This is a genomic window from Blautia sp. AM23-13AC, assembly GCF_003435675.1.
In the GTDB taxonomy this organism is placed as follows: Bacteria; Bacillota; Clostridia; order Lachnospirales; family Lachnospiraceae; genus Fusicatenibacter; species Fusicatenibacter saccharivorans.
Genome location: NZ_QTUL01000018.1, coordinates 1 through 22,236 on the forward strand (window position 1 = coordinate 1; position 22,236 = coordinate 22,236).

Below are 22,236 nucleotides of genomic sequence, written 5' to 3' on the forward strand. Positions count from 1 at the left end.
CTAAGAGACTTCCCAACCGCTTGATTAAGAAGTCTTTTAGAGCATACAACACCTGCCGCCTGCTTGTAAATCGCATACTGCTTGACTGCAATGCTTTCCGGATTTCGCATCTCCAAACGTTCAAACAGGATATCCAGCGGAGACTGGTATTCCTCATCGTCCTCTTTTACCTGGGCAGAACCTAACATTTCCATGATCATGGAGAAGTTCTGTTCCTCCGGCGGTGCTTCATGCAGAAGATACAGCATGAGCGCCTGCAGCAAGGCAGTCTCACTTTTCTCCCAAAACGGATCCGAACTCTGCGCTCCTTTCGGCGTGGTGTTTCGGATCAGGTTGTTGATGAGTTTTAGCACATCCTTGTCATCCCGCACATAAGCAAAGGGATTGTAACAAAAAGAGTTTTCCGGATTGATGAGGTCAAACACCCGCACTTCATATCCTTCCCGCTCCAGTAGTCCTCCGGTTTTCCGCAGAAGCTCTCCTTTGGGATCGGTAATCACCATGGAACAGTTACACTGCATAATGTTGACTACAGCATATGCCCGGCTTTTTCCTGCACCGGAACCGCCCACCACCAAAACATTTAAGTTTCGTTTGTGCTTATAGCAGTCCAATCCCATGCGGAAGTTCTGGGTTAAAATGAGATTCTGGGTGTACCGCTTGTCCCGGTAACGCTTGCAGATGGAAGCTGCATCACCCCATTTGGCAGAGCCATGCTCCACCCCTCTTCGATAGTTTCTCTTCTGGGAATAATAAATACCGATGCCTAACACATAGGCGATTGTGAATGTGAACATACACCGCAGCGTGTACGGTGTATAAGAAATAGAAAAAGGCTGATCCAGTTTTTCGGTCAGCACTTGTAAGATCTGTAACAGATTGGTATCCGGTTTTATGGCACAGGCAGTGATGGCGCCTGCCCACCAGACAACGGGCAGAAACAGCAGCCACACCCAAAGATCCGCACGTTTCCATGCTACCTCTGCGGGCTTCTCTCCTTCTTCGCTTTTTCACTCTTTGGCACTTCGTTTGCTGGTCCGTCTATCCTATGAAAAGAATCCTCTCCGGGGATCAGGGCAAGGCTTCGCCCATTCTCCCAATGCATGTGAATCTGCCCGGCATCATCGATAAATGCTACCGTTCCCTGTAATCCCGGCGACATCCCCGGCTCGTCCATAAAGTCCAGGCAGAGCCTTGTTCCTTTCGGATACCGCTTTCGTAATTGTTCCACTTGTTTTTGATCATATATCCTCATAGACATCCCTCCCTTCTGTTACCAGAAGAAGCGCCTGCTGGTGTTTGGTTTCATGACCTTTAAGATCACGCTGTCAATGCCATCACTGTACCTACCCATGGCCAGATACTTGTCCCGCAGCCGATTAAGGGCATTGCGAAGTTCCCGCTGTTCCTCTGTGGTGATGGGAAGCCTTTTCTCGGAAAGCTCATAGGCTCGGACTTTCTGCAGCATGGCTTCTGTCTCTGGGTGAACCGTTCCCCTTTGGCTCTGAGCTGCCAGCTCATCTTTGAGTGCCACCACAAACATATTTTTCATGATGTTATCCGTTTTTAAATAGTAATCTGCCATCCGCATTCCCTCCTGTCTTTGTTACACCCAACATACCACAAGAATCTCCCAATAGCTATCCCAACGGCGGAACTTTTTTTAAGAACCTATCGCTCCGGCTGTTTCTCTTTTTTCTCCTTCTTCGGTGTCTGCTTTGGCGGTTCCTCAAAGGAAAACGCATCCTTGGAAAAGGTCTGCTCCTGTTCCCCGAAATTTCGTTCCATATGGTTGCGGATGGTATAGGCTGCCTGACGCACATCATTCAAAAACCCCCTTAATTCCTGAGGATCTTTCTGTCCGTTTGCCTGCATCTCTGCCACTTTTCCAAACTGGAAACCGGAAACCTCTGCCCCATACCGCTTGCCGATCACATACGCGGCACAGTATGCCTGGGCATTCACCTTCTTCCTTGCATAGTTCCCATCATGCTGATCCAGGGCGGCACAGGCCAGTTCCCGGTTCACTGCATGGAACGTTGTATTCTCATCCATTCCGTTGCGCACATAGACGGTACGCTGTTTCGGGATATACTGTGCCTGAATGCCCTCCGGCAGATTGTCTGCAATCTGCATCCGCACTGGCTGATCCTTTAAGACTGCATGGATCAGTTCTTCCATGGAACGCTGTGGACGTTCCTCCAGCGGTTTCCCAGACATCTGGCTGATGTCAAATCCTTTACCGATGGCATAGCCTGTCCGCATCTCCCCATCTTTTTCATATTCCGTACTGACCATATAGGTGTAGCCATGCACCCCGGATTTCGGAGAACGGTGTTCTTTTTTCCAGTAATCATAGGATTTTACCACCGTTGCCTCTGGATTCTGTCCGTAGATCAACAGAAGATTAGGTGTTTTCTGCGTATTGCACTGCGCCATAAAATCTAAAAATCCCTTTAAAGAATCCCCGTTTTGGAACACCGCCTGGGCCTGGGCATCTACCTCTGCCCACACCTCTTCCCTCTGCTGTTTTTTCATGGCTGCATATTCTTCTTTTGATAACTGCTGTTGTGGAGTTTTTTCTTCCCCTGCCCCACCAGGGATCATGTTCGTTAAATCCATAGCCTTACCTGCCTTTCACTTTCTTCTGTTTCTTTCTCTGCTGATTTCTCGGTTTTCTCCGGCTCTGCTGTTTCTTCTGCCGCTGTTTCTGTTCCGTTTCAATCTTTTTTAATTCCTGCCGGACAGATGGTTTCTCCCCTTTCCAGCTAGTTTCCTGCCCGGAAAAAGAACCGCTGCTGTGCGAGGAAGGTCCGGACAGATTCCCTGCCTTCTCCGCCTGGGTAAAATTTCCCTCCGAAGGAGAGACTTCCCCTACATCAAACAGATGCTCTTCTTCATCCAGTTCAAACTCAATGGTCCCTTCCGGCAGCACCACCTTTTCGGTCTTCACCGGAAGTTCTTCCTTTGCTTCGGTTTTCTCGGTAAACTCTGCATCAATCACACGCTCTGCTTCCTGGACTGGCGCTTGTTCCACAACCGCTTCCCCGGCTTCGGATTTTACAAAGTCCAGATTCATCTTGTCCAGCACCCGGTTCACCTTTGCCGCATCATCGGCAAACACCATGATCTCGGAAAACTGGGGATTCTTCTTATCCCGGATGACCACATACAAAAGCCCCCTGGATTTGGCTTCCCCTGCAAACTCCCGCAGCCTGTCATGGGGAATGGTGAAAAATTTCATTGCCCGCTGTTCCTTTAACATCCGAAGCAGGTTGGTCTTTCCCCTGGTCTTTTTCTGGTCCTTCATTACTGCAACGATCAGCACCGCCAGATTCTTTGCAATGCTCCCGCTGATCCGTAACGTGTGTTCCATGCCTTCCATGGAATACCGGACGATCTGATCTGCCGCATCACCGCCATAGTTCATACGCTCTCACCTCCTTACCGCTTCCGTTCTTCTTCCCTTCGTTGTTTCCCGGACGATTCCTGTACCTGCTCCTGTTCTTTTGCCCGTTTTAACCTCTCTTCCATCTCTTTCGACTGGATTTCGATCTGCTGGCTTAAACGGATCTTCTTCCGAAGTTCTTTTAATTCCCCGTTGATCTCCTGAATCCGCATACTTCCCGGCTCTTTTCGGTATAGCGTTCTTCGCTCCTTCATCAAGGAAAGTACCTGTTCCTCCAAAGGTTTCCGGTATGCTGCCAGCTCTTCCCTGGTGGTGATCCCTTCTTTTTGCAAAAACTCCATCTGCCGGATGCGCAGATCCAGTTTTCGGATATCGGAACGGACCGCATAAGAAATCCGTTTCGGCTTCTGCTGAAGCACTCCCATCCGATACAGATAAGAAAAATACAGCTTTTGAAGTCCGGTAAGTTTCCTCTTTGGAGACTGCACCTGTGTGTTTCCATACACCTGTTGGATCTTTGGACGCAGGATCTTCTCCCGGATTTCTGCCTCCCCATAGCCCTTTCCCAAGGAACGCAGACGGACATACCTCTCCATATCCGGTGTCTTTAATGCCGGATACTTCCGGTTCAGCTTCCAGGTATAGCCCCGCTTCTCCATTTCTTTTACAAACTGACTCCAGGAAAAGCTCACGCCAATGGCATCCCGGATATCCATGCGGATGGCAGTCCTCCAGGTAGGTTTCCCTTCTGCTTCTGCTTTCCACTGGGCATAGTGCATGGCTTTCCCCTGGTTCGTCTGGATCACGGAAAGGCCGTATTTCCTGCATAAGTCATCCGAAATCCGGCGCACTTCGGTAAAATAACTTTTGGCATTGCTATGGTATTTCTTCCCATCCACCATACTCACTGAATTCCATACCAGATGATTATGGTAATGACTGGTATTCAAATGGGTGGTGATTACCACTTCAAACTGCCCTTTCAATAACTGCTCTGCCAGCTCCTGTCCAATCAGATGTGCCAGTTCGGGGGATACTTCCCCTTTTGCAAAGCTCTGCACCAAATGATAACCCTGTACCCCGCCTTTCTTATGGAAGCGCTCTTTGGTCTTTACCATATCCGCATAGGCATTTTCACAGGTACACCCCATGGCATCCTCAAAAATGGTCTCTTCTGTTTTTTCCCGGTTTAATGCATAATCAATGGCTTCTTCCAAAGAGCCGGCGCTCTTGGTGGTCTTCGTCCGGTCCTTCACATAGTCGATGGAACGCTCCAGGCGGTGGACGGGGAGGACGCTGGTATATGCCATCTACCATTCCTCTTTCACCAGACGCCAGGTCTCTTTGGAAATCCGGAGCATTTCCTGTACGCTGGCTTCCCCTGCCATCCCTGTTCCATTGGCAACATGGGCAAGCTGGTTGGCATTGTTGCAAAGCCCCGCAATCTTTCGAAGAAGTTCTGCGTGATGCTCACAGGGCTTTGTCTGAAGCTGTGCGCCTAAGATCAGAGATCGTAAAAATTCCTCCCTGCTTAGTCCACTCTTTGCGACCTGCCCGTCCAAATGCCGAAGTTCTTTCGCATTCAGACGGACAGGAACTACATGGTTTCGTTTTCTCATTCAACCACCTACCTTTTCTTCTTTTCTGCTGTCTCTAAGGGATACACCTGAATCCCTCTGCGTTCCATCTGCCAAAGGAATTCCCCGATTTCCCAGACCTGCCCATTCACATCTACCTGCTTTTCATCCACAAAGCGGCAGATCCCAATCTCTTTCGTTCCGTCCTCTGCCATCATGCAAAGACTTTCCCCATCCAAAAGGGAGAACCTTTTTCTCCCTTCCATATCTCGGAACTGGATCTGTTTTGGTTCTCCCTGTTTCTGTCTGCGAACCCGTATCTGTTCCATCTGCTGATCCTCCTGCTTTCCGGCAACTACACAGCACATGATCCCAATGCCAAAGGCTGCGCCTGCCACTATCCCAAGAGCCATTCCTGCAAAAAACATTTCACTTCTCTCCTTTCTCGACTGCCGGGGGATTGGGGTTCTCCCCAAAGTGCGTTTGGATATCCAAACGCTATGCTTGCAAAACCAGTTCCATCGATTTCCATCGACTCCCCCATGCAGAATCGATTATGATTCCTTTTCTTTAATCTTGATCAATCCATCTAATGTGGTGCAAATGATATGCAATCGGTCTGCTGTACTGATATCGGTATTCATTGTTCCAGTAACCTCTTTTCCACAGACCACCACCATCCGGCACCGCTTTAAGATTAAGTGGGACATCCGGTTGTATGCCTGCGAATCTTCGGCTTCCCCTTCATCCAAAAAAGGAAGAAATCCAAACCTCGGACAAATGGGCACATATCCCAACTCATAAATCTTCCGGCAATATCGTTGCACCTTCACTCTGCTCTCTTCTGCAGAACAACACACATAGGCCATCGCCTGTTCCATCGCCTCACTCCTTTCCTGCATCCACGTGGATGCACTTTTCTTCTTCAGAAATAAATTTGGACATCCATGTGGATGCCCTCGTTACTCTTCCTTTTCTTCTTCGTTTTCTTTTGCTTCCAGTGCAAACTTCACACGGTCACTGCCCAGCTTATAATAAGCATCGGTCACTTCAATGCCTACTGCCTCATAACCTTCCTCCACCGCCGCAAGGATGGTTGTCCCGGCTCCGGAGAAAGGGTCTAAAATTCTACCACCCGGCTCACAAATCTGAATTACATCCTTCATAAGCTGCAGAGGCTTTTCTGTTACATGGATACGATTCTGGGGATTTCCATAACGGAACACACCGGGAAGGCAGGACACCGGACGGCTGATCGGCATCGGGCCATTACTGCCCCACACAATATACTCAGCCTGCTGGCGAAAGCGCCCCTTCTGAGGTCGGGAGTTTCCCTTATCCCACACTGCAGTTCCTCTCCAGATCCAGCCTGCCCACTGAAGGGCATCGGTAATGGATGGATACTGTCTCCAGTCAATAAACAAGCAGATCGGTGCGCCTGTCTTGCAGGCTTTTCGCACATCATACAGCCATTCTGCCATCCAGTGAGTCCAGGAACGCTGGTCCTTATTATCCCCATCAAAATCCGGCAGGGCATTTTCCGCTTTCATACTGCTGTATTTCTGGTTGGTCGTGCGATTTCGCTCATTCTGTTTTGTTCCCCCGGACGCATAAGGCGGATCGGTGATGACTGCATCAAAGATTCCCGGCTGAAATGCTTTCACCAGTTTCAGCGTATCTCCATGTAAAATTGTCCAGTTTTTCCCTCCGGTATATTCCTCCGGGTATGTTCCTTCTTTCAATAAGTTCCCTAACTGCAGGGTATTTTCCATAGGCATCATCCTTTCTTATCAGCGCTCCGGCTGTTTTTTACTTTTTGTTGCTTTTCTTCCCACATCTCCTTTGATGTGACAAAAGATAACTTCATCGGCATTCTTCCTTCCCACATTTCTTTTGGGTCTTGGTGGCTTTCTGAAAATCTTTGCTCAGTTCTGTTTCTACATACTCACTGATGATATGAAGCGCCTGATAATAGTTCTCTGATTTTTGGACACGTGCAATCATTTCCTTCGCTGCTGGTTCCTGCCCATTTTCCTGAAGCAGTTTATTTGCCCTTGCCAGAATAGAGAACACATTTCCATCCTGTCCCACGAGCTGCATCTTCGGGCGTTTCGGAACATTTGCCTGATTTTCTTGTTTCTCCGACTTTTCTTTTGAGACTTCTGGTTTGGCCTGTTGAAATTCAAAATCCATTGGACGCCAAAAGTGTACACACAGTTCACCACCCTCTACCGGAATCTCCTGCTGTTCAAAGCCTTCTCCCCATCCATCACTATATTGTCCGGTAAGATATTCACACAGTTCCGATAATTCTTCCGTTTCCAGATACTCCTTTAGTTCTAAGATTGTACAGCCATATAACACTCCATCAGCTTCTTTCACGGATGGAACTGCGGATAACACTTTTTCTTTGATGGCAGCACTTCCATCAAAATAATCCATCAGATTATCTGTCTTATCATCCTCATGTCCGACACGGCTATATTCCGCAATCTTCTCTTGAATTTCAGAAACATACGGTATCAAATCTGCTCCATCAAAGAGTACCTGTTCTTCTTCTAATTCATGATATTTCTCTCCTTCCCAATCTTCTTCCATCTCATTTGGAAGAAATGTTCCTGTCAGTGGTGTCAATAATTCAATTTTTAAAGTATCTTCCATTTGTCTCACCTCCCTCGTTCCCTTCGCTGTTTCTGCTGTTTTTCCCATGCCTGTTTTGCCAGATCTCCATAATCGGCTCCTTCTATCTGAGGTAAGTTACAGACCACGGTATAATTTTTCCCATACTGCTCCTTTAACTGCTCGCATGCCCATCGCCCGGCAAAATCATTATCGGTGCAGATTTCAATCTCTGTCACCTCTGAATGCTCTTTTAGGAAATGTTCCAATGCCTCCGGGCGTTTCGTCTTCTTCGTTGCTTGTTCCGCACCTTCTTTTGGTGCTGCAATCCCGCCCAGAGACAGGCGGTACTTATCGGTCCGTCCATCTTCCAGTGTCATGTGAGCAAGGGCGTCAATGCAAGCTTCATATACTGCCACCCGGCAGCTTTTCCCTAAAGGTGGAACACAAAAACTATATTGTTTTTCACTGCTTTCCTGTTCCATCCGAAAGCTCTTTCCCCGATTATCATTGATTCCTCGCAGGAAAGCATACTTTGCATGTTCCTGTTCATCCAGTCCAACAAAAACAGCGTTATGATATGGGGCGCTCTCATACAGGATTCCAAGCTGCACACAGTAATCCAGAACATCATCCCGAATTCCCCTTTGGTTCAAATATCTCCGCACCCGGTAAAAGCTGTCATTGGGCAGGGGCAGGGAAAAGAGCTTCTTCCTGGGCGCTGGTTCTGCTCTGGGAACATACACAGGCGTCTGCTCACACAGGATTTTTACGGCTTCCGTATATCCCATGCCATCTACCTGCATCAAAAACCGAAGGGCAGACATTCCACCGATATCCCTGGATTTCCAATGCCATTTACTTGTGATCTCATTGATCTTAAAACTGTCATGGTCCTGAAGCTGCCATTCGTTTCTTGTCCTTGTTTTCTTCAATCTCCCCGGCTGGTATGTCTGCAGATACTCATAAGCTCTCACCTGCTTGGCTGCCTGATATTCTTCTTCGGTAACCCAAGCCATCAGATTACCGCATTGCGAAGAGCCTCGACCTTATCGGTGCGCTCCCACGGAAACTCTTTTCTTCCGAAATGCCCGAAAGCTGCTGTCTGTCGGAAAATCGGACGGGTAAGGCGCAGGCTATCCACAATCTGCTTCGGAGTCAGCCCAAACACCAGCGGGATTGCCAGCTCCAGACAGTCATCGGCACACACCTTCCCCGTACCAAACGTATCCACCTGCACCATCACCGGCTGGGCAACCCCAATGGCATAGGCCAAAGACACCTGACATCTGCTGGCAAGTCTCGCAGCGACAATGTTCTTGGCAATGTATCTGGCCATATACGCTGCCGAACGGTCTACTTTTGAACAGTCTTTCCCAGAAAATGCTCCGCCGCCATGGGGAACCATGCTGCCATAACTATCTACCATTAGCTTCCTTCCGGTCAGTCCTGTATCCGCATCCATGCCTCCGCAGACAAAACGACCTGATGGATTGATAAAAATTTTTGTATCTTCATCTGGCGGAAGGAGACGAAGTGCCGGAAGAAGCACCTTTTTTCGGATCTCTGCTTCCAGTTTCTTCAGATTCTTGTCCTCTGTATGCTGACAGGACACTACCACACTGCCCAGTCGAACAGGCTTTCCGTTTTCATACTCTACGGTCACCTGAGCTTTTCCATCGGGCAGAATTCCCTGAATATAAGAGCTTTGTCTGCAAGCAGATAATTCCCGGACAATCCGATTGGCCAGCACTACGGGCATGGGCATGAGCTGCTTCGTTTCATCACAGGCATATCCGATCATCACACCCTGATCCCCTGCCCCTTGGAACCAGTCCATTTGATTGTCAGACACTCCTTCCCTTTGTTCTTTTGAAGTATCGACTGCCCCTGCGATATCGGGACTCTGCTGATGGACAAAGGTATCCATTGCAATCCCCTCACTGGAATACCCAATATCAGACAGTACCTTTCGCACGACTGCAAACACATCCGGTTCATAGGCACTGGTAATCTCTCCCGCCACAATAATATTTCCTTTTGTAGCAAGCACTTCGCAGGCTACTCTGGAATTTTCATCATTCTTCAGACACACATCCAAAATTGCATCTGCAATCTGGTCGCACAATTTGTCCGGATGTCCTTCTGTTACTGCTTCTGCTGTATAAAATTTTCTCATATGAATTTCCTCTCTTTCATGCAAAAAAGGCAGGATACCTTCCTTTTCACGGGAACATATCCTGCCAGCTTTCTTATTACTTTCATTTTTTTATTATCATAAATCTTTCCAAAGAAAAACTCCCCAGATAAACTGGGGAGCCTCCAGAAGCTATACCTTACGGTCCTACGGCTTCGTTTAAACATTTATAAAGTACCCACTGTATCTTGATTGCTCAAGCGTGGGACTTAATCATAGTATCTCTGTTCTTCTTTATTATATGCAACTACCTTCTCTTTGTCAACAAATTTTTAGCAGTCACATTTTACAGGTTGTATGCTCTTTTGAATTTTCCTTTTACAAGATTAAAATCTTCCGGTGTTAAAGTACCAATACATCCTCGATTTGCATCCAGCCTTGCCTTACTAACTGCACGTATCTCCTCACACTGGATCATACTGTCTTTATCCAAAAATTCATAAGTATGCATAGACGCTGGTATGGTTCTTCCCGGAATCACTTGCTTTTCTTCATCTTCTGTATCAGAATATAACAAAAACCATGAATCCTGAATCGGCAAACATCTTGCGTTTACTTTTCCTTTTGCATCGGTAATACAAACAACTACCACTTTTTCAGAATTATTGATTTTATTATTGGACATCACCAGTACCGGACGCATTTTATTTTTCTCCGTTCCTATGTTATATCCCAAATCACAAAACCATATTTGTCCATGTAAAACCTGTCTATGTTTATTCGTATTAAATTTTGATACCCGATTGTAATTTACTTTATCTTTTGTCCAACTGGCAATATTATAATATTCCTGTGCTTCCTGATTCATTCGCATCACCTACTCATATATGATAAAATTCATTATAATTCACCCAATGTGTATCTTCAACTACTTTTTAGGCTTTTCAATAAGTCTTACACCACCCAAAACCATTTCTTATCTGTCCTATAATAACGAAAAGACCCCCGTAGGAGTCTCTCCGGACTACAGGCTTCACAAGTTTCTGTAGTGCGATCACTAGGCATAGTGTAACCGCTTCTGACACACTTGTCAAGAACAAAAGACCTTGTATTTCACATTCTACGCATCTGGTTTTTGCTATCCTATAAAACTACGTTTTACTTCTGATAAAAATTCTTTCTCTGTTATGCCAGCAACCTGGGAACACAATTCCACAGATACCCCATATTGCTTATAAAATCCTAATGCAGTTACACTTTTTGCAAAGTCTGTTGCTTGTTCTATCGTTTGCTTTGTATCGTACAATACTTCTTTGGGTATCTCAATAACAACCTGCATCTTCTTCCCCCTTTCACATTTATTTTGTTTCATGCTGCTGTCGAAATTCTGCAAAGACTTCCGATGCCTCCCATACTCTTCCGTTTTCCATATCCTTATATCCTGCATCCAGCTTCTGATGAATCTCTTCCACAGTCATGAAATCGGCATTGATAGCACCGTTCATTTTCTGCTTTTCGTCTGAACCCATGCACTTTGTTTGTTCTTTCTGATCCATGGAACACCTCCCTGTCTTTATGAAATGATTGTAACGCTTTTTTAGACAATTGAACAGAGTTTTTCTATTTTTAAATACTTCTTGAAAACACTCTTCCGATAGATAGAAGATGCATCCAGATAGCTGCAAAAGTCCCAGTCTTCGAACACTTTCTGACACTACATCACGCCACATTTCGTTGTGCATCCTACATCCTCGAACACTTTTTTGTATAATAGTACTGTCTTTTTCATGCAACCTTGTCTCACATTCTGCACTTTTCGGGTGCTTTCAAACACTTCCCGGCAACTTCAGTTCCAGAAAGCCACCAAAGGGCTGGAAAAGCACCCACTTTTGAACACCCTTCCAACACTACAAGACTACACAAGCCGCCACAACTTGTTGCACGTTCCTTAACTTTGAACACTTTTTGTTCCGTAGCATCACTTTCCGACTTCCATCCCGTCTCACATTCTGCACTTTTGGGGTGGTTTTGAACACTTCCCGCAGGAGATTGCTCCAGATCACCGCAGGATATATCCAGAGAGTAGAAGAAAGTACCTATCTTTGAACACTTTCCCCATTTAAGTCCCTACTTTTACTGCTACAAGGATATTCCGGGCTTCCTTCCACTCATAAGAACAGGTTACCAGCGTCAGCGTTTTCTCACAACCTGCACCATCTACCCCTGTTTCAAACAGCGCCAGCGCTTTCGCCTGCACTACATAAGCCTCCGCACCCTGCGGACTGTGAAAAGATGCCTGCTGAAAGTCAAACATGGACACATCGGCTTTCAAGACTGCCGCTATCTGGTATTCTTCCATGCCTTCCTGTGTCTGAAAAAACACCTTGGGATGTGCTTTCCAGTAATCATAGGAAACGTACTGATCCAGATTCCCGAACATTGCACCGCTGTTCATGTTGTGACCGTAGATGGTCAGATTCCCGGATTCTCCCAGAATACAGTCTGCCTGGAGGAATAAACTTCCATTGATGTCGTAGTTTCCCCGGTAATCTCTCCGCAGATAATACTCTGGATCTTCCACATTGCTCTGCAGTACCGGATAATCGATGCCACTCTCCGGGATCGTAAGCCAGCCCCGAACATTCGGATACTTACTCTGGAGGGATCGAAGGTCAATGGCAGACACTTCCGGTTCTCTTCCAGCCTGTTCTGGTTTCTGTCCCGGAGAGCCCCCGCCCGGAGGAATATCCTCCGGGAAGCAGGTTTTTAACTCCTCCACCAGTTCCCGATTCTGCCGGGGAACGGCCACATAATCATAATAAAGCAGCGCCGCACTGAGCATACAGACAGCACACAATACTGCCTGCAGCATCCACAGCTTATTCTTCTTTTTTCGTTTCATCTGCTTTTTCTGCTTTTCCATGTTTCTTCTTATAAATCATGGTTGCCATGAGTCCGGCCGCTGATACTCCTAAAAGTACAAACAGCAGGATTGGTTTCCATTGGTCATCGCCTGTCTGCGGTACACCCGGTGTTTCCGGTGTTCTTGCATCCTTCATCTCCACGTTCTGAATCTCCATGGTATCTTCCAGTGTAAATTTCACATCCTCTGCGATCTCATAACCTTCCGGTGCGGTGATCTCACGCAGAGTCAGCTCTTCCCCTACTGGAAGTTTCTCTACCAGATGAGGTTTCCCGTCCGTTACCCACTCTTCCAGAATCTCACCCTCTTTATTTAAGATCTGCAGCTTGGCTCCTTTCAGTTCTTCGCCTGTTGTAATATCCGTCTTGGAGATTTCCACTTTGGAATAGGCATCCTTCATCTCCACCTTGGTCACACTGCCATCTTCCTTTACTTCAAACTCGATATCTTCCGCAGATACATACCCCTCTGCATAAGGCGGCAATTCTTCATGGAGCGTATAAGTTCCCTCTGGCAGTCCATATACCACGTGCGGTTCTTTCGTACTGATCCACTCTTCTACAATGTTGCCCTCTTTATCGATGATCTGCAGCTTGGCTCCTTCCAGTTCTTCCCCGGTTGTAGCATCGGTTTTCGTAAACTGACTCTCAGTCGGCTGGTTTTTCACCTCTTTTGTCAGCTTGATTTCTGCAAGGTTCTGGTCTGTGTAAGAGGCATCGATCTCCCAGATTTCTTCATTTGGAAGATAACCCGGTTTTCTCACTTCCTCTTTCACATAATATTTCCCATGGTAGAGGTCGCTGTCAAAAGTAAGCTGTCCGTTCTCATCGGTTGCTTTTTTCTCCAGTAGCATATCCTTTTCTACAAGAACCTCACCCTGCTGGGACAGAACATCTTCTTTTGCGTACAATCCAAAAATAACGCCTTCCAGCTTCTCTTCTGTGACTGCATCTTTTTTCTCTACAGAAATGGAAATTTTCTGTCTTTCATTTTTATAGGCAACGCCTTCATAAACGACAGCCTGAGTATCATCCTTTGCAGTCAGGGTAAATTCCTTCTGTTCCGGGTTTAATACAAAGTGATCCCCTGCCACGGTTTCTTTCAGATAATAAGAACCCAATGGAAGATTGTTCACCACTGCTTTTCCTTCTGTATCTGTCACAAGGGTTGCTACCAGATCATCTTTTTCATAGCGGATGACCGGATTGCCCTGTTCATCTTTTGCTCCATCTGGAGAATAAATGGTGTCCTTAGCATACAGCTCAAAGGTTGCCCCTTCCACGCCGGATTCTTCATATACAAAGTCATGGAACACCCCTGTATCGGTATCCTCTCCGATCACTGCATCTTTGATTTTTCCTGCCAGTCTCTTGGCTTTTGCAAGCAGGGAATCTCCCTTCACCTCTACTGGCTGTTCCCCGGTTTTCGTTAGTGTCAGGCTTCCCACCTGTTCATCGTTTGGCTGCTCTACTTCCACAATGACTGCTCCGGTATCCGGATCGATCTGATGGGCAGTATCCGAGGAAACGGTGATCACAATTCCTTCTTTGGAATTCTCTTTGTAAGTTCCTTTTCCAGTCACTTCCAATGGAGAAATCACAGTTTCCCCTTCATACAAGGACATTTCATACCCCTGTCTTACAAATCCTTCCGGTGCTTTCACTTCTTCAATCCGATAGGTAGAACATTTCAGTTCTTCCGGTGTTACCAGATAGCCTTCCTCATTCGTCTTGAAAACACTGATGGTCTCTTTCTTCGGATAATATACCGTCTGCTCTACATATTCCCCTTTTTCCATATCAAAGATTTTATAAGATGCACCTGCTTTTAATACCGGATTTCCCGTCTGGGCATCTTTTTTTACAATCTTCAATAAAAATTCAAACGGGCGGTCATCAAAGATTCTCCATACCATAGGTTCTCTGCTGTCCTCGTCCACCCGTACCAGGAACGGATCCACTGCTTTTAAGTTTTCCGGCACCGTACTTTCTTCTACGACATAAAGACCGTACGGAAGCTCCGGGCTGATGGCATACCCCTTTTTATCGGTGATGAGTTCCGGCACTGGAACTGCCTTTCCATCCACATATGTCACTGCTACCTCTTCTTTGCTGAAATCATATCCTCGGAAATCCTCTGCAGTAAACTGGTTTCCATTGGATGGTTTTAATTCCCCACTCTTTACTTTGGAAAGGTTGCTTACCAGATACACTTTAAAGCCTGCCCCTTCCACAAGATCAGTCTCCGTCTGGTCTCCATCCTCACTAATTTTAATAAGCTGGAATGCCTGTTTCTTTACCTGCTCCTGCACAGTCAGGTCTCTTGTGACCTCTGCTACTTCCTGTCCTTCATAAGTGAGGTTCACCTCATACTCCGTAGTATCCACGGTATAACCTTCCGGTGGTGTGATTTCTTTGACATACATCTTTCCCAGATTCAGTTCGGAAAAGTCCAAAGTACCATCTTCCTTAATCACACCCTGAGCAATGAGACTGTCTTTTTTGAACAACACGCCTGTTTTTCCGTCTGGATGTACAATATCCTCTCTGGCATACAAACCATACACGGCTCCTGCAAGGGCACTGTCTCCCTGTGGAAGAAAGGCTTGTGTCTCCTTATCAATCTTTTTAATATGGACAGCCCCTTTTACTCTGTCATCCTCTGCTGTGATAAGAACAGTTTTCCCTTCTTTTACATCCACCTTATGGATTACATCGCTCTGCACATACTTGTCCGGGGCTTTGATTTCCTTCACATACACGGTTTTGATAGCGGATTCGAAGTAATCACTGACGGCCTTTCCATCTTCTCCGGTAACTGGCATTTCCATCAGCAGATGTTCACACTTACTGTCTGTATAAATGCCATACACCGCACCATCCAGTGGATTCTTAGTATCTGCATCTTGTTTGAGAAGTTCAATTCTTGTCATCTCCAGCCAGTCGACTGTAAAGCTGACCGGATTTGCCTTTTCCGATTCAAACACTCCGATATCCTGATTATTGTTTCCGGTAGATAACACCAAAGTTCTCCAAGTCTCTCCGACAGAACCGTGCAGTTCCCCGGAGGAATAGGTTCCGGTATAAAGCATCGGTGCAGTCAGATAAAAGGTATCCCCACCATAAATCTGCAAACTTCCATTCTCTACTGAAGTTCCCTTAGTCTTGTTATAAACTGTAATGTCTTTTGGAACACTCACGGATATATAGTTTCTATGGTCTCCGGACAGTGTGATATCCGGTGTTTTCTGTACATTTCCATCACGGACTGCTTTTACCGATGTCTCGGAAAGAGAAATCTCCCCTTTCGGCGGCTCCTCCATAGCAAACAAATAATCAATGTATGCAATCACTCCGGCATTTACAAGGTCATTATAATCACAACCTGTAAATCCGGCTTCCCCTGCATAGGCATAACTGGCTGCGATATGGGTATACACATACTTCTCTTCCTTTGTCTTTCCGGAAAGATAGTTTTCCGTGATATCTCCTGCACCGCCATAGCCATAATACAATACTTTCTGCAGATTCTTATTGCTATCCAATACCTGTGCCACATAATCCCCACTTGGCGGTGACGCACGATGGGATTCCAAACAATAAGCAATCTTTCCATTTACGGTAAACCAACAGGTCAGATAATTTCCAATATAACTTGGATAGTAGATGGTCTCTCCTTTTTCCAGATGTACGGTTTCCCTTGCAGTAAAGGTATTGTCTGCGCCGGAAAGCATCATCACTTCCCCTTCCTCAATTTTTTCTTCCAATTCTCTCGCTTCTGCCTGTGCATCTGCATCCCCTCCGGATACGGTCACTTCCACATCCGGAAACTCCTGCACAGGCGTCTCCGAATCTTCTTCGGATTTCGTATCCTCTTTCTGTTTCTGCCCACCGTTTTCTTCTGCATGGGCCTGCCCTTCCGTATCGGTCAGAATAATCTTACGGGTAATAGAGTAGCTGTCACGCTCATCTTTTGGCACAACCCAATACGTTGCGATATACGTGCCTGCCTGGTCTGGATGATACGCACTGCCATCCTCTGCTTCGATACGTTCCAAAGTCACATCCTCTTTTTCTGGATCATACTGAATCCCTTCCATGCAGGTCTCTGCCATAAATTCCTTGTCGGAAACATCTTTGGTGATATTCTCTGCAGTCACTGTCTGCTCAGAAATTTCCGACACCGGATGCTCCGATTCTGTCTTACTTTCTTTTTCTGTCACAGCATTCTGTGAAATTTCACTTTCTGCCGCATGGACATCCGCCAAATTTCCAAGCGGACTAAGGCCCATGAGCAATGCGAGCCCGAAGGCTGCAAGTCTTGTTTTGATATTTCTGCTCTTCATTGCATTCTCCTTTTTCGTCAAAAATACCGCAGAGGCTTTCCCCTGCGGCTTTGTTATCTGCTTACTTCTGTTTTCTTTTGACTGGTTTTTTGTCTGCCCACTTCCTGTCTTGTACGTTTTAACGCATCGGTCACAGAGCGGCTGGAAATCCCATTTTGATGGCAGCCTTCCACAATCCCCATAAAATAGAGGTCTGAAGGAATCGCTGGTTGATCCTTATACGGAGCATTCATGGTATATGCCATGACTTCCCTTTTCATGCCATCCTTGCCCTGAACAAGAACAGGCTCCTTCCCATAAAGATGGGGATAACCTTCATAAAAGTCCAGGCTCTTTTCACACTCCGGTGTAATCTTCCAAAGTACACCTTCCACCCGGCTTCCCTCTTCCGGCAGAATGGTGGCAACACCGCTTCCCTTACCCCTGCCACAAAAGGTCAGGCGATACCCTTCCAAATAGACAGGCTCTACTACAGAAGCTGCCGGACAGCGGTATGCCATCTGGTCTAAGTTCATGTTACTGCCATAAGCAAAATAATACGTTTCTTTCATCTCTACCTCCTATCGGGCATCCTCTGCCCGATGATTTCTGTTCAAACATTCATACTGGCTCCGGTCATATCTCCACGCCCGATTCCCTTCCAGATTGGTAAGCAGATGTTCCCGGACATTTTTATATTCCGGTCCAATGAGCCCCAGCCGCAATAAAAAGGTACGGAAGGTAAATGCCGGATTTTCTGTAATCTCTGTTTTCCGCATCTGGGTGCATTTCTGATTGATGGCCTGGGCGGAAATGGCAAGCGCCAGGGTGATATTTGCCCGCACCTTTCCTGCATGGAGGGTGCTTTCAAAACACCGCCATTCCAGCGTTCCCTTCGAAAATACTGCATGCAGGTTTAAGGCATAATATCGGGTACTGTCATAATGATCATGACTTCCATCCCTGCCTCCGTACCATATCTGTTTCAGCTTTTCCATGGAAATGGTGCTGTTTGGCATCCTGCGGATTTTTTCCAACACAATAGGGCGTACTTTCTGACAATAGTTGCTTTCTCTGGAAGTCTGCACTTTCAATGCCTTAAACAGAATATCCTCTTTCGAATACATAATCGTCATGGCATTTTTCAGGCTCCTCGCCGTATGATTTGAGGCATCCACGTGAACGTGCTGCCCACAGGATTCATTCACTCTTGCCCGGTGATGTCTGAGACACCTGACTACTTCCTGTAGTTTTCCCATCTCAGAATACTCAAGTTTCGGGCTTACCATCTCCGTACTATATTCACTTCCGGCATGAACCATCTGGCCACGCTCCCTGCGTTGTGTATAGATACTGCCATCATACATAAACTTCCATTTTTTCCCTTCCCGGTCCATCACAGACCATGTTTTATAGTATCCACCTTCATAAACTGCGCGTGTTCCAAACAATTCTGCCACTGCTTCTGCAGCCCTCTGTCTTGTAATACCTGTCATCTCAATCTCTGTACCAAAGTACTGGTCCTGAATCCCGATTGCCATCCTGTATTACCCCTTTTCCAAACGTATTTCTTCATCTGCCTTACGAAGAAGTTTACCAATGGCCTCGATTACGTTGACCGTTACTCCATTCCCAGCCTGCTTATAAAGCTGGCTATCCGAAGTGTCCTGTTCCATGAGATCAATCTGCCAATCATAAAACCCCTGCAGTCTCAGACATTCCCTTGGCACCAGTTTCCGGATTCTTCCCCGATAAGCAACTCCATGGCGGTCTGTGGCAGTAATGGTGAACATCGGCTCTTCCGGTTCCTTCATCCTCCGACCATTCTGCCTTGTTGCCTCTCTTCCCGGAGTCAGCACTGCTCTGGCACCTTCCTCTTTTAAGACACCGGAACATTCGCCTTGATGATTATGGATGCCGGACTGTCTGGTATTCAGACATCTGCAATGCTCTGTCACCAGAGGCGGCGGAGACAGGTCCACAAAATGAAGTGTCCCCTGCTGGATTCCGGTGGTCAGGGTATGGGCAATCTGATGCCCCACACGCCCTCTCCGGGTGTTCAGTCCTGCATATCCTAAGTCAATGCTGTCTCCTGGATACGCCATCTTATAACCCTGCTTAGTATTCTCTTTGATAGGAACACCAACCTCATATAATCCGGTTTTTCCACCTACGCCTCCCGCTCCGGAAGTCAGGGTACAGCTTAACCCTTCTGCATGGTAGACTCTTTCTCCCTGTCTGCCCGTCTGGACTTGAACAAGAGGCGTTCCATTTGCTGTTGGGAAAGGTAATATTTTTCCGGCACATCTTCGATCAAGATATCCGACAAGATACACCCGCTTTCTGGATTGGGGGACTCCAAAATCCTTGCTGTTAAGCACTTTCCATTCCACACCGTACCCCAGCTCAGATAGCATACTGAGGATGGTGTGAAACGTCCTGCCTTTGTCATGCGAAAGCAGTCCGGGAACATTTTCAAGGATGAAATACGCAGGTCGCTTGTCTGCAACCAGTCTGGCAATCTCGAAGAACAGAGTTCCTCTGGCATCTGCAAATCCTTCCCGCTTTCCGGCGATAGAGAATGCCTGGCAAGGAAATCCTGCACATAAAAGATCAAAGTCTGGCATTCGGTCTGTTTCGATTGTTCTTGCGTCATTACAAAACCACTCCCCTTCTGTGTCGAACAGCAATCGGTAGTTCTTATCCGCATAAGCATCCACCTCACAGTGCCCTACACAAGTAAAACCGCCTGCACGTCTTAACCCTTCCCGGAATCCCCCAATTCCACTGAATAAATCAAAAAATCGAATGGTTGCGGCTATCAACCTCCTTTGCTGACAAAGACAGGCGGCATGGTTTCTTTCCCACACCGCCTGTCGGTTTTTAGGTTCTATGTATTTGGCATTATGCAATCTCTTCGGTTTCTTCCTCGGATTCTGACAGTTCATCTTCCTCATCTGCATCTTCGGGAAGTTCTGGATCTAGTTCTTCCTCTTCCAGTTCTGCGAATTCTTCGAAGCTCTCATCGTCTGGTTCTTCCTCCGCAGCTTCCATCCCTTCGATTCCCTCTTCGGCAATCTCTTCTTCACTGGTCTCTTCTGCAGGTCCTTCTGCTTCTTCCAGTCTGTCTGCTTCTGGGGTTTCTTCCGGCTGTTCCAGTTCTTTCCATTTGGCTTCTACCTCTTCCACCGCTTTTTCGATGATGCGGATGAGAAAATCTTTCTGTTTGATGCCTTCTTTTGCGACTGCCCATTTGACTCTCTGGAATAAATCCTCTGTGACCTGTACTGCTAATGTTCTTTTTTCCATGCTCTCTTCTCCTTTGCCTTCCAGTCTGTTAAAATGTTCTTCAATCACCTGCTGGATGAATATCTGTGTACTCGTGTCCTTCTCTTCGATCTCGGCTCGTACTTTCTCATGTAATTCCACCGGGATCTTTCCGCATATGTTCTTCATTTCTGCCATCTGCGTTTCTCCTTTCGTTTTGTTATACACAACATACTCCAAAATTTGAAAGAAAGCTATTCACAATACCCACTAAAGAATCCATGTCAAATGCATGCAAAACCCAAGCAGATCCAACAATGCCATACTTTCTTTGTCCATAGGCCTCACCCCCTTTACTCCTGCTCCATCTGAAATAAAAAATCCAGCATCTGACCGGGAATTTCTTCCTTTTCCCGTGCTGGTATTCGTTCCATATCGCCACTTTTTAGTTCTTCCCGAACAGTCTCCTGAATCAGTTTCCGCAAGGTTTCCCGCTCTTCTTTTTCTAAAATCACATCCACCAGATACTGGTTCCTCTGTCCTGCCGGAACATCCATCAGAATTCGCCACGCTTTTTCATGCTCCGGATTTTTAAGGTTTGGGCGGAAGGAAAAAACCGGGCGGCTCACAGCGTCCTCATCTGCCCCACAATCCGTTCATATCCGGCTGCGTTGGCATGGACGTCTGTTAGGTAAATCGGTCGGCACAAGCGGTCCTGTTCGCTGACACGGTGCTGAAAAATAGCAGCACCGCCTCCCATGAAAACGGAAGGAACTGCCCGCAGATCAAAGCCTGCCTCGGTAATCGCAGACAGTATTTTTTCAACATAAATCCTGCCCTGTTTCTCAATCAAAGACACCACTTCCGCAGGCATGCTGCCGGGCTTTCCCTGTAAGATGCGCTCAACCTGTGTCTCTGTTACAGACAACCCGGTGTTTCTGCGCACCTGTTCCAGAATCTCATCCATGCAGCGAATGACACCCAGTTCCAGACTTCTGCAGGTAGATGCATTGGGAACAGCGTTATCAAGACGCATCAAGTCCACTGTCCATCCTCCGATATCCACAAGAAGCACAGAAGGCTCATCTTTTAAGCATTCCGGATACAGTGCCAGGGCAGAATATCCCTGGGGAAACAGTTTCACATCCTCAATCTGGATTTCATAATGTTCCCCTTCGTAGAAAAAGCGGACGGGCTGTTCTTTCCGAAACAGATATTCCTTGAATTTCTGTTTTTCCCTTCCAAACCCAGCAAGAGGAAGCCCGGCTGCAAGAATAACCTTGGCAGTTCTCTCTCCTTTTCGCTTCCGAATCTCCTGTGCCAGTGCAGCCAGCGTCAAAAGATAATAATTGTCATTGGCAGTCTTGTCCTTTACTAAGGTCTGCCGCCCAGTCCCACACACATAATAAGCGCCTCCGTATTGGAGAACATTCTGCATGGTATAAGGTTCATAGGTGTACCGCATCAGTCCTGTCGGGAAACACACCTGCTTTGTTTTAATAGCATAATATCCGTGGTCGATTCCAATAATCATCGCCTACCACTCCCTTCTTTGTCATTCTGTAAAACACTTCCGGAGAAAGAGTCCTTGCGTCCGGCGGAGCGCTCCGGCAGCTGTTCTTTTCTTTCCAGCCTGTTAAACTTCCTACTCCCGGTCCCGGAAAAATGCCTGGGCTGGAAGATAATGTAGTGTTCCCTCTAAAACAAGCGCCTGCCTTTGAAAGCGCAGGACTCCCTTGTTCTGCAGGTTAATCAGTTCTTGGTATGCTTCCTTGGTCAAAAAATAACGATGATACTCTCCCTTTTCTCCAAACTGCTCCTTTTGCTCCAGCAGCAAAAACTCCACCATATACCGGGTGTCTGGTGCGAACCGTTTCTCACACAGCATGTCATCACCCTGAACTGCCTTCACACCCTCCGATTCCCTGGCTACTGCCAGTAATTCATGAATACTGATGCTCACGTTTCCTATCACCTCCC

The 22,236-nt window shown here is 46.7% G+C and carries 25 protein-coding genes; all 25 read right to left on the bottom strand.

Going from position 1 to position 22,236, the window contains the following annotated elements; all coding sequences use genetic code 11:
• A partial coding sequence (locus tag DW642_RS14510; protein WP_147326131.1) for a type IV secretory system conjugative DNA transfer family protein occupies positions 1 to 953 on the bottom strand: 953 nt, incomplete at its 3' end.
• A 23-nt stretch (positions 954 to 976) separates the two neighbouring features.
• Complete coding sequence (locus tag DW642_RS14515; protein ID WP_117510731.1) at positions 977 to 1,255, bottom strand: DUF4314 domain-containing protein; 279 nt, start codon at positions 1,253 to 1,255, stop codon at positions 977 to 979.
• 18 nt (positions 1,256 to 1,273) lie between these two features.
• Positions 1,274 to 1,585, bottom strand: coding sequence for a hypothetical protein (locus DW642_RS14520; protein WP_117510733.1), 312 nt, complete (start codon positions 1,583 to 1,585; stop codon positions 1,274 to 1,276).
• Between the two features lie 86 nt (positions 1,586 to 1,671).
• Complete coding sequence (locus tag DW642_RS14525) at positions 1,672 to 2,622, bottom strand: ArdC-like ssDNA-binding domain-containing protein (protein ID WP_117510735.1); 951 nt, start codon at positions 2,620 to 2,622, stop codon at positions 1,672 to 1,674.
• 4 nt (positions 2,623 to 2,626) lie between these two features.
• On the bottom strand, positions 2,627 to 3,430 hold the full coding sequence (locus DW642_RS14530) for a PcfB family protein (RefSeq protein WP_117510737.1): 804 nt from the start codon (positions 3,428 to 3,430) through the stop codon (positions 2,627 to 2,629).
• A 14-nt stretch (positions 3,431 to 3,444) separates the two neighbouring features.
• Positions 3,445 to 4,719: a relaxase/mobilization nuclease domain-containing protein gene (locus DW642_RS14535; protein WP_117510739.1), complete on the bottom strand. Its 1,275-nt coding sequence runs from the start codon at positions 4,717 to 4,719 to the stop codon at positions 3,445 to 3,447.
• Positions 4,720 to 5,028, bottom strand: a complete 309-nt coding sequence (locus DW642_RS14540; protein ID WP_009243227.1) for a plasmid mobilization protein — start codon at positions 5,026 to 5,028, stop codon at positions 4,720 to 4,722.
• An 8-nt stretch (positions 5,029 to 5,036) separates the two neighbouring features.
• Positions 5,037 to 5,414, bottom strand: a complete 378-nt coding sequence (locus DW642_RS14545) for a DUF3789 domain-containing protein (protein ID WP_117510741.1) — start codon at positions 5,412 to 5,414, stop codon at positions 5,037 to 5,039.
• A gap of 126 nt (positions 5,415 to 5,540) precedes the next feature.
• Positions 5,541 to 5,867: a DUF7768 domain-containing protein gene (locus tag DW642_RS14550; RefSeq protein WP_117510743.1), complete on the bottom strand. Its 327-nt coding sequence runs from the start codon at positions 5,865 to 5,867 to the stop codon at positions 5,541 to 5,543.
• An 81-nt stretch (positions 5,868 to 5,948) separates the two neighbouring features.
• Entirely contained in the window at positions 5,949 to 6,758 is an 810-nt protein-coding gene (locus DW642_RS14555; RefSeq protein WP_330410156.1) for a DNA-methyltransferase, read from the bottom strand.
• A gap of 91 nt (positions 6,759 to 6,849) precedes the next feature.
• Positions 6,850 to 7,647: a hypothetical protein gene (locus DW642_RS14560; RefSeq protein WP_117510747.1), complete on the bottom strand. Its 798-nt coding sequence runs from the start codon at positions 7,645 to 7,647 to the stop codon at positions 6,850 to 6,852.
• 5 nt (positions 7,648 to 7,652) lie between these two features.
• On the bottom strand, positions 7,653 to 8,624 hold the full coding sequence (locus DW642_RS14565) for a DUF3991 and TOPRIM domain-containing protein (RefSeq protein ID WP_117510749.1): 972 nt from the start codon (positions 8,622 to 8,624) through the stop codon (positions 7,653 to 7,655).
• Complete coding sequence (gene metK / locus DW642_RS14570; protein WP_117510751.1) at positions 8,624 to 9,784, bottom strand: methionine adenosyltransferase; 1,161 nt, start codon at positions 9,782 to 9,784, stop codon at positions 8,624 to 8,626. Before metK ends, DW642_RS14565 begins: the two co-directional genes overlap by 1 nt.
• A gap of 304 nt (positions 9,785 to 10,088) precedes the next feature.
• Entirely contained in the window at positions 10,089 to 10,610 is a 522-nt protein-coding gene (locus tag DW642_RS14575) for a type II toxin-antitoxin system PemK/MazF family toxin (protein ID WP_004840611.1), read from the bottom strand.
• Between the two features lie 270 nt (positions 10,611 to 10,880).
• Positions 10,881 to 11,081 (bottom strand): UPF0175 family protein, encoded by a 201-nt coding sequence (locus tag DW642_RS14580; protein ID WP_009245978.1) that lies wholly within the window; start codon positions 11,079 to 11,081, stop codon positions 10,881 to 10,883.
• 19 nt (positions 11,082 to 11,100) lie between these two features.
• Positions 11,101 to 11,298, bottom strand: coding sequence for a hypothetical protein (locus DW642_RS16345; protein ID WP_117510753.1), 198 nt, complete (start codon positions 11,296 to 11,298; stop codon positions 11,101 to 11,103).
• Between the two features lie 563 nt (positions 11,299 to 11,861).
• Positions 11,862 to 12,644 carry a class B sortase gene (locus DW642_RS14590; RefSeq protein ID WP_182397030.1) on the bottom strand — a complete coding sequence of 261 codons (783 nt, stop codon included), beginning with the start codon at positions 12,642 to 12,644 and terminating at the stop codon, positions 11,862 to 11,864.
• Positions 12,622 to 17,010, bottom strand: coding sequence for a SpaA isopeptide-forming pilin-related protein (locus tag DW642_RS14595; RefSeq protein ID WP_117510755.1), 4,389 nt, complete (start codon positions 17,008 to 17,010; stop codon positions 12,622 to 12,624). Before DW642_RS14595 ends, DW642_RS14590 begins: the two co-directional genes overlap by 23 nt.
• A 53-nt stretch (positions 17,011 to 17,063) precedes the next feature.
• Positions 17,064 to 17,561 (bottom strand): gamma-glutamylcyclotransferase family protein, encoded by a 498-nt coding sequence (locus DW642_RS14600; protein WP_117510757.1) that lies wholly within the window; start codon positions 17,559 to 17,561, stop codon positions 17,064 to 17,066.
• 9 nt (positions 17,562 to 17,570) lie between these two features.
• Positions 17,571 to 18,530 (bottom strand): amidoligase family protein, encoded by a 960-nt coding sequence (locus DW642_RS14605; RefSeq protein ID WP_117510759.1) that lies wholly within the window; start codon positions 18,528 to 18,530, stop codon positions 17,571 to 17,573.
• A 6-nt stretch (positions 18,531 to 18,536) separates the two neighbouring features.
• Positions 18,537 to 19,814: a DNA (cytosine-5-)-methyltransferase gene (gene dcm, locus DW642_RS14610; RefSeq protein ID WP_117510815.1), complete on the bottom strand. Its 1,278-nt coding sequence runs from the start codon at positions 19,812 to 19,814 to the stop codon at positions 18,537 to 18,539.
• A gap of 79 nt (positions 19,815 to 19,893) precedes the next feature.
• On the bottom strand, positions 19,894 to 20,454 hold the full coding sequence (locus DW642_RS14615; RefSeq protein WP_117510761.1) for a hypothetical protein: 561 nt from the start codon (positions 20,452 to 20,454) through the stop codon (positions 19,894 to 19,896).
• Between the two features lie 155 nt (positions 20,455 to 20,609).
• A complete protein-coding gene (locus DW642_RS14620) occupies positions 20,610 to 20,885 on the bottom strand; it encodes a hypothetical protein (RefSeq protein WP_117510763.1) in 276 nt (91 codons plus the stop codon).
• A complete protein-coding gene (locus DW642_RS14625) occupies positions 20,882 to 21,790 on the bottom strand; it encodes a ParM/StbA family protein (RefSeq protein ID WP_117510765.1) in 909 nt (302 codons plus the stop codon). The genes DW642_RS14620 and DW642_RS14625 overlap by 4 nt, the downstream gene beginning before the upstream one ends.
• A gap of 111 nt (positions 21,791 to 21,901) precedes the next feature.
• Positions 21,902 to 22,219: a DUF5720 family protein gene (locus tag DW642_RS14630; protein WP_117510767.1), complete on the bottom strand. Its 318-nt coding sequence runs from the start codon at positions 22,217 to 22,219 to the stop codon at positions 21,902 to 21,904.
• Between the last annotated feature and the right edge of the window lie 17 nt (positions 22,220 to 22,236).

What these genes read in the sequence shown, in the direction of transcription:
- DW642_RS14600 (WP_117510757.1), bottom strand. Translation starts at nt 17,561, where the DNA reads ATGAAAGAAACGTATTATTTTGCTTATGGCAGTAACATGAACTTAGAC.
- DW642_RS14525 (WP_117510735.1), bottom strand. Translation starts at nt 2,622, where the DNA reads ATGGATTTAACGAACATGATCCCTGGTGGGGCAGGGGAAGAAAAAACT.
- DW642_RS14625 (WP_117510765.1), bottom strand. Translation starts at nt 21,790, where the DNA reads ATGATTATTGGAATCGACCACGGATATTATGCTATTAAAACAAAGCAG.
- DW642_RS14540 (WP_009243227.1), bottom strand. Translation starts at nt 5,028, where the DNA reads ATGAGAAAACGAAACCATGTAGTTCCTGTCCGTCTGAATGCGAAAGAA.
- metK (WP_117510751.1), bottom strand. Translation starts at nt 9,784, where the DNA reads ATGAGAAAATTTTATACAGCAGAAGCAGTAACAGAAGGACATCCGGAC.
- DW642_RS14615 (WP_117510761.1), bottom strand. Translation starts at nt 20,454, where the DNA reads ATGGCAGAAATGAAGAACATATGCGGAAAGATCCCGGTGGAATTACAT.
- DW642_RS14515 (WP_117510731.1), bottom strand. Translation starts at nt 1,255, where the DNA reads ATGAGGATATATGATCAAAAACAAGTGGAACAATTACGAAAGCGGTAT.
- DW642_RS14580 (WP_009245978.1), bottom strand. Translation starts at nt 11,081, where the DNA reads ATGCAGGTTGTTATTGAGATACCCAAAGAAGTATTGTACGATACAAAG.
- DW642_RS14590 (WP_182397030.1), bottom strand. Translation starts at nt 12,644, where the DNA reads ATGAAACGAAAAAAGAAGAATAAGCTGTGGATGCTGCAGGCAGTATTG.
- DW642_RS14560 (WP_117510747.1), bottom strand. Translation starts at nt 7,647, where the DNA reads ATGGAAGATACTTTAAAAATTGAATTATTGACACCACTGACAGGAACA.
- DW642_RS16345 (WP_117510753.1), bottom strand. Translation starts at nt 11,298, where the DNA reads ATGGATCAGAAAGAACAAACAAAGTGCATGGGTTCAGACGAAAAGCAG.
- DW642_RS14535 (WP_117510739.1), bottom strand. Translation starts at nt 4,719, where the DNA reads ATGGCATATACCAGCGTCCTCCCCGTCCACCGCCTGGAGCGTTCCATC.
- DW642_RS14605 (WP_117510759.1), bottom strand. Translation starts at nt 18,530, where the DNA reads ATGGCAATCGGGATTCAGGACCAGTACTTTGGTACAGAGATTGAGATG.
- DW642_RS14575 (WP_004840611.1), bottom strand. Translation starts at nt 10,610, where the DNA reads ATGAATCAGGAAGCACAGGAATATTATAATATTGCCAGTTGGACAAAA.
- DW642_RS14595 (WP_117510755.1), bottom strand. Translation starts at nt 17,010, where the DNA reads ATGAAGAGCAGAAATATCAAAACAAGACTTGCAGCCTTCGGGCTCGCA.
- DW642_RS14555 (WP_330410156.1), bottom strand. Translation starts at nt 6,758, where the DNA reads ATGGAAAATACCCTGCAGTTAGGGAACTTATTGAAAGAAGGAACATAC.
- DW642_RS14530 (WP_117510737.1), bottom strand. Translation starts at nt 3,430, where the DNA reads ATGAACTATGGCGGTGATGCGGCAGATCAGATCGTCCGGTATTCCATG.
- DW642_RS14545 (WP_117510741.1), bottom strand. Translation starts at nt 5,414, where the DNA reads ATGTTTTTTGCAGGAATGGCTCTTGGGATAGTGGCAGGCGCAGCCTTT.
- DW642_RS14520 (WP_117510733.1), bottom strand. Translation starts at nt 1,585, where the DNA reads ATGGCAGATTACTATTTAAAAACGGATAACATCATGAAAAATATGTTT.
- DW642_RS14565 (WP_117510749.1), bottom strand. Translation starts at nt 8,624, where the DNA reads ATGGCTTGGGTTACCGAAGAAGAATATCAGGCAGCCAAGCAGGTGAGA.
- DW642_RS14550 (WP_117510743.1), bottom strand. Translation starts at nt 5,867, where the DNA reads ATGGAACAGGCGATGGCCTATGTGTGTTGTTCTGCAGAAGAGAGCAGA.